The organism is Streptococcus sp. Marseille-P7376, from assembly GCF_902460385.1.
GTDB classification, from domain to species: Bacteria; Bacillota; Bacilli; order Lactobacillales; family Streptococcaceae; genus Streptococcus; species Streptococcus sinensis.
This window is the reverse complement of the sequence record NZ_CABPTS010000040.1, coordinates 1-5,317: the sequence shown is the minus strand read 5'-3', so window position 1 is coordinate 5,317 and position 5,317 is coordinate 1. Positions and strand designations below refer to the sequence as shown.

The 5,317-nt window shown below is 41.4% G+C and carries 6 protein-coding genes and 1 pseudogene; 3 read left to right on the top strand and 4 right to left on the bottom strand.

Annotated features, from left to right (window positions below; all coding sequences use genetic code 11):
* Positions 1 to 365: 365 nt before the first annotated feature.
* From hpf to FZ952_RS11350, 3 genes are all read right to left on the bottom strand, one after another.
* The gene (hpf, locus tag FZ952_RS11360; RefSeq protein WP_148881739.1) at positions 366 to 908 is read right to left on the bottom strand and encodes a ribosome hibernation-promoting factor, HPF/YfiA family; all 543 of its coding nucleotides are present in this window, start codon (positions 906 to 908) and stop codon (positions 366 to 368) included.
* Between the two features lie 81 nt (positions 909 to 989).
* Positions 990 to 1,655 (bottom strand): ComF family protein, encoded by a 666-nt coding sequence (locus FZ952_RS11355; protein ID WP_148881738.1) that lies wholly within the window; start codon positions 1,653 to 1,655, stop codon positions 990 to 992.
* A complete protein-coding gene (locus FZ952_RS11350) occupies positions 1,652 to 2,953 on the bottom strand; it encodes a DEAD/DEAH box helicase (protein WP_148881737.1) in 1,302 nt (433 codons plus the stop codon). The genes FZ952_RS11355 and FZ952_RS11350 overlap by 4 nt, the downstream gene beginning before the upstream one ends.
* A 56-nt stretch (positions 2,954 to 3,009) precedes the next feature.
* Between FZ952_RS11350 and FZ952_RS11345 the strand changes: the two genes are divergently transcribed.
* On the top strand, positions 3,010 to 3,645 hold the full coding sequence (locus tag FZ952_RS11345) for a YigZ family protein (RefSeq protein ID WP_148881736.1): 636 nt from the start codon (positions 3,010 to 3,012) through the stop codon (positions 3,643 to 3,645).
* A 117-nt stretch (positions 3,646 to 3,762) separates the two neighbouring features.
* Positions 3,763 to 4,692 carry a cysteine synthase A gene (cysK, locus tag FZ952_RS11340; protein ID WP_148881735.1) on the top strand — a complete coding sequence of 310 codons (930 nt, stop codon included), beginning with the start codon at positions 3,763 to 3,765 and terminating at the stop codon, positions 4,690 to 4,692.
* On the opposite strand, the pseudogene FZ952_RS11875 reads toward cysK, so the two are convergent.
* Positions 4,689 to 4,876, bottom strand: a pseudogene (locus FZ952_RS11875) (hypothetical protein). The gene cysK and the pseudogene FZ952_RS11875 overlap by 4 nt on opposite strands.
* Between FZ952_RS11875 and FZ952_RS11330 the strand changes: the two are divergent.
* Positions 4,837 to 5,317 (top strand): transposase (locus FZ952_RS11330; protein ID WP_148881734.1); only part of this gene is annotated, 481 nt, incomplete at its 3' end. The pseudogene FZ952_RS11875 and the gene FZ952_RS11330 overlap by 40 nt on opposite strands.

Here is a 5,317-nt window from a genome sequence, read left to right as displayed (position 1 = left end):
CTACAACTTCAGTTGTAGTGCCCTGCACATTGGTTCGTCTTGTTCAGTTTTCAAAGGTCTTTGTCGCCCTCGCAAGCGACAACTATATCAGTATATCACCTCAACTAATTCTTGTCAATACTTTTTTCTCATTTTTTTTGCTTTTTTTGTGATTTTTTCATTCCACCTTAGAATATCGTTGTAAGGGCGTTAAAAACGTGGAAAACAACTTTCAAGAGACTACTAATCTAGTATTCTCTGTAAACGATTTTTTTCTAACTATCAAACTCCAGCGATAGTTTCTTAATAAAAACCAGTATATTTATTTTCTATATTTTACAATTTATCAGATAAAAAGCCATCCAAATCGGACGGCCTTGTATGACTTATTTTACTTCTAATAAACCGATATCTCCATCTTCTCGACGATAGATAACATTCGTTGTATTGTCTTCCACGTCGGTATAAATGAAGAAATCATGCCCCAACAAATCCATCTGCAAGATAGCTTCTTCTACATCCATTGGTTTTAGATCAATATGTTTAGAGCGCACCACTTTTGAAGATGATTCATCAGCTTCTTCCACTAAAGCGTCCGTGAAAAGCTGACTAGTTGCAACTTTGTTACGATTTTTCTTTTCAATTCTTGTCTTATTCTTACGAATCTGACGTTCAATTTTATCAACAACTAAGTCAATAGAACCGTACATATCTTGTGAAACATCTTCTGCCCGAAGGGTAATGGAACCAAGAGGAATGGTTACTTCGACTTTTGCCGTTTTTTCGCGATAAACCTTCAGGTTGACACGTGCATCAAGTTCTTGCTCTGCTTGGAAATACTTCTCAATCTTCTCAAGTTTAGAAACTACGTAGTCACGGAGAGCATCAGTTACTTCTAGGTTTTCACCACGGATACTATATTTAAGCATATAAGTACCTTCTTTCTAAACATAAATGTTTTATTTACAATATCATTATAACGCTTTCATTCCTTTTTTGCAAATATTTTCTTATCTTGCGAGTGAAAATGTCAAAACTTCTTTCACACCTGCTTCCAGCAATAATTCTCGAGCCAATTGCAAGGTTTTTCCAGTCGTGTACACATCGTCTATCAGTAGAATTTTTTCTGGCAGAAGGACATCTTTTGCCAATCTAAAACATTGCTGGCTTTTTAAACGTTCTTGGCGATTTTTACTGGATTGAGCAAGCACATCCTGCTTTTCAAGCAAATGTTGATAAGGCAAACCAGCAGCTTGCAAGAAGCCTTCTACCTGATTAAAACCTCGACTTTGGTATTTTTCAGGGCTGACCGGAATAGGAACCAGAGTATATTTTTTGAAGTTTCTGAGACTTTTTTTGAGAACTTCCGCAAAAACATATCTTAGAAGATAATCTCCTTGAAACTTATATTTGCTGAAGAAATCCTTCATCAAATCATTGTAAAGAAAACAGGCCTGATGCTGAACTAAATAGCCTTGCGCTTCCCAGGTTCGACAATCCGAGCAGACTTCCGCCTCTCCCTCCTTCCAGCAGCGGGGGCAATGAATAGAGGAAATCGCTTCAAATCCTGCTCGACAATGGTTACAAATTGTATTCTGTTCTTTTTGTAATAAAATCAAGGAAGAAAAGGTCCTATTTTCTTCGACTGCTTGGTTGCATAACAGGCAATTTCTCATAGGCCAGCCTCCTTGTTCATCAGTTTGATTTCATGAATCGCTTTTTCGATGGAACTGGTAATCCCATCGTGAAAGAAGAATAAATCTCCCGTTGGTCGCTCCATACTGCGTCCCACTCGACCAGAAATTTGAACGAGAGCGCTACGACTAAAGAGACGATGGTTGGCCTCCAAAACAAAGACATCTACACAAGGAAAGGTCACGCCACGCTCTAAGATGGTCGTTGTGACCAAAATGGTAATTTCTCGCTTCCGAAACTCTTCAACGATTTCTAAACGATTTTCAGTTGTTGAAGCCACAAAACCGACTCTTTCCGCTGGAAAGATCTCCTCCAAAACTTGCGCAAATTCCTGACCTCTTTTGATTTCTGAGGCAAAGATTAGCAAAGGAAAGCCTGTTTTTCTCTGTCTCTCGATATATTTTTTCAGCTTAGGCGGCAATTTCTTTTTCGCTAAATATTTTTGAAAATCTGCCAGCCAAACTTTTTGGGGCACAATCAAAGGATTGCCATGGAAGCGCCGAGGAAGACTAAGTCGTTTTAATTCTCCTTTTTTAACTTTTTTATCCAGCTCATCCGTCGAAGTGGCAGTTAAAAAGATGGTGGTTCCTTTCTCCTTGACTGACTGCTCCACGGCATGGTAAAGCACAGGATTGTCCACATAAGGAAAAGCATCCACCTCGTCCACAATCAGCAAATCAAAGGCTCGATAAAATTTAAGAAGCTGATGGGTAGTAGCAATGACCAAGGGACTCCGAAAATAGGGCTCGGATTCGCCATGCAAAAGCGAAATCGGGCAGACAAAATCCAGCTTGAGACGGCGATAAAGCTCTAAACAGACATCGATCCGAGGACTGGCTAGGCAAACGGCACCTCCGCGATCAACCACCTCTGCAATCACCTGATAAATCATCTCCGTTTTGCCCGCACCAGTCACCGCATGGACAAGGCTATTCTGCTTTTGAGCAACTGACTCTAACAGTCCCTGAGAAACTTTCTCTTGAAAGGCTGTTAATTTCCCCTGCCACTTGAGTACCTGATTTTCTGGAAAGTCTTCCTGCGGAAAATAGTAGAGTTCCTGGTCACTCCGGACTCGCCCCAAAATCACACATTCCCTACAATAGTAGGCATTGACTGGCAGCTGATGATGCTCTTTGTCCACTTGAGTGCCACAGCGTCCGCAAAATAATTTCCTCCTTTCCTCTCGCATACCGGGAAGCTGCTGAGCTTGCAATTGCAACTCTGGGCTAAGCTGATCTTTTGTAAATATCCTACCTAGGCAATCTTTTCTTTCTAACATACTTTTTTATTCGTAAAACTTTTGGAAAAATCCAATTTTTTGTGTACAATAAAACTATGGAATATAGAACAATTAGACAAGATGGCCAAGCCCAAGAAGAAATTAAAAAATCCCGTTTCATTTGCCATGCAAAGCGCGTTTACTTAGAAGAGGAAGCTAGAGATTTTATTGCTGCCATCAAAAAAGAGCACTATAAAGCCACTCATAATTGCTCTGCTTTTATTGTCGGAGAGAAAAGTGAAATCAAACGAACCAGTGACGACGGGGAACCTAGCGGTACAGCAGGCGTCCCCATGCTCGGTGTCATGGAAAACCACCAGGTGACCAATGTCTGCTTTGTGGTCACGCGCTATTTTGGCGGGATCAAGCTAGGAGCTGGCGGACTCATTCGGGCTTATGCAGGCATCGTCGCTTTGGCAATTAAAGAAATTGGCCTGATCGAAATCAAAGAACAGGCAGGCCTGCACCTCAAAATGTCTTACAGCCAGTACCAAAACTTCGATAACTTTTTAAAAGCTGAAGATTTGATCGAATTCGACACAGAATTCACAGATCTAGTTGCCACAACCATCTATATCGACAAGCAGGAAAAAGAAACACTAGTTCAGAAATTAGTCGAATTTTTCAATGGCAAAATCCAAATTGACGATCAAGGTTTTCGCGAGGTTGAAATTCCCTTAACAGTTGAATAATTTAAAAAGCTAGGCTTTGTGATAAAAAATTTTTATCGTGGCCATAGCTTTTTTATATTTTACAAAGTGCCACTTTCGCCTTATACTAGTTTCATTAAAGTATTTGAGGTATGAAAAATGGCAAACATTTATCAAAATATCACGGAATTAGTTGGAAGAACGCCAATTGTTAAACTAAATAATATCGTTCCTGAAGGAGCTGCTGAGGTTTACGTCAAGTTAGAAGCCTTCAACCCTGGCTCTTCTGTCAAAGACCGGATTGCTCTCAGCATGATTGAGGCCGCTGAACGCGATGGCCTTATCAAGCCTGGCGACACTATTGTGGAAGCAACCAGCGGAAATACTGGTATTGGTCTTTCATGGGTTGGGGCAGCTAAAGGCTACAAGGTTGTCATTGTCATGCCAGAAACCATGAGTGTGGAGCGCCGCAAGATTGTCCAAGCCTATGGAGCAGAGCTAGTTTTGACTCCAGGTAGCGAAGGAATGAAAGGCGCTATCGCCAAGGCAGAAGAAATCGCCCAAGAGCGCCAAGGCTGGTTGCCGCTACAATTTAACAACCCAGCCAATCCAGAAGTTCACGAACGAACAACAGGAGCAGAAATTGTCGCTGCTTTCGGTGAAACTGGACTGGATGCCTTTGTTGGTGGTGTCGGAACTGGTGGGACTATCTCTGGTGTCTCTCATGCTCTAAAAAAAGCGAACCCAAACATCCAAGTCTATGCGGTCGAAGCAGACGAATCTGCTATCCTTTCTGGAGAAAAACCAGGCCCCCACAAAATCCAAGGAATTTCAGCTGGATTCATTCCAGAGACTTTGGATACAGCAGCCTACAACGGTATTGTCCGCGTAACTTCTGATCAAGCACTGGAATTCGGACGCTATATTGGCAGTCAGGAAGGCTTCTTAGTGGGAATTTCATCTGCTGCAGCTATTTTTGCAGCCATTGAAGTCGCGAAAAAACTAGGAGCTGGTAAGAAAGTCCTTGCTCTGACACCTGATAACGGAGAACGCTACTTGTCCACTGCTCTCTATGAATTTGACGCCTAATCGTGAAAATAGTGTACCAAAAGAGTCTGGGACAATAGTCCCTTTGCTACAAAAAAAGCAACGGATTTGCCGTTGCTTTTTGCATGGTTGCGATAGTCTTGCTAAAATAGAATTGCTCAAAAAACCATTTAGAAAGGCTATTCCATGCACATTCACTATAACACAAATCAAACGACTTTACCACTAGAACTTGCTTGCATTTTACCACAAGACCATATTGTCTTTACCATTGAAAAAGTGGTGAATACCTTGGAGGAACGTCACTTCCACGCTTTCTATCATAACTTTGGTCGCCCGTCTTATCACCCTAAAATGCTTTTAGCTACTCTACTATTTGCCTACTCACAAGGAATTTTCTCTGGACGAAAAATCGAAAAAATGATGATTGAAAATATCGCCATGCAATACCTAACAGGACAGTTGGTTGTCAGCTACCGCACCATCAATCGCTTTCGAGTCGCTGCGGGGATGGAAGAGCTCATTCGTGAGCTTTTCATTGACCTCAATCTTCGTTTGAAAATGGAAGAGTTAGTGACTTTAGATTGTCTGTTTATTGATGGCACTAAGATTGAAGCCAACGCCAACAAGTATAGTTTCGTATGGAAAAAGGCCACAGACAAATTTT

Coding starts and splice junctions, on each gene's coding strand:
- hpf (WP_148881739.1), bottom strand. CDS start 908: ATGCTTAAATATAGTATCCGTGGTGAAAACCTAGAAGTAACTGATGCT.
- FZ952_RS11350 (WP_148881737.1), bottom strand. CDS start 2,953: ATGTTAGAAAGAAAAGATTGCCTAGGTAGGATATTTACAAAAGATCAG.
- FZ952_RS11345 (WP_148881736.1), top strand. CDS start 3,010: ATGGAATATAGAACAATTAGACAAGATGGCCAAGCCCAAGAAGAAATT.
- cysK (WP_148881735.1), top strand. CDS start 3,763: ATGGCAAACATTTATCAAAATATCACGGAATTAGTTGGAAGAACGCCA.
- FZ952_RS11355 (WP_148881738.1), bottom strand. CDS start 1,655: ATGAGAAATTGCCTGTTATGCAACCAAGCAGTCGAAGAAAATAGGACC.